Raw genomic sequence first — 431 nt, forward strand, 5'->3', positions numbered from 1 at the left:
AGCCGCTGGTCGAGTTCGCGGTTGACGTCGACCATGCGTTCGAAGTGCTGGCGGAGTGCAGACAGCCGCTCTGCATCCGACATCTCGGGGTCCAGATCGAGATGAGGGCGTTCCGGGAGAGATGGACTCCGTGACATCAGTGATTGGACGCACTTAGGTGTGCGCGTAAATGTGCCTTTGGGTCAGGGAACATTGGTACGCCTCTCGAAAAGGCCATACGTACCGGAATGGCGCAGCACGTCTACTCACCGAATGAAAAATGCAGTCGGGAGGAAGGTGCGGAGGTATTGGTCTTCAGGTCGCCCCTCGCTCGGCCCGGACACTACTCCTCCGCAAGCTAATAATAGACCGGCCAGTGACTTGAAACAAATTCGTCATTACCGAGAACGTCGGGAGAACTAGTACGTTACTACTTCTCCCGTATTTTTGGA

At 55.5% G+C, this 431-nt stretch carries 1 pseudogene; it reads right to left on the bottom strand.

Features of this window, described 5'->3' with window-relative positions:
* A pseudogene (locus DVK06_RS18100) lies at positions 1–137 on the bottom strand (peptidase); the annotation flags it as partial.
* Positions 138–431 lie beyond the last annotated feature (294 nt).

Origin of the sequence: Halorubrum sp. Atlit-28R (genome assembly GCF_003665955.1) — an archaeon.
Lineage (GTDB): Archaea > Halobacteriota > Halobacteria > Halobacteriales > Haloferacaceae > Halorubrum > Halorubrum tropicale.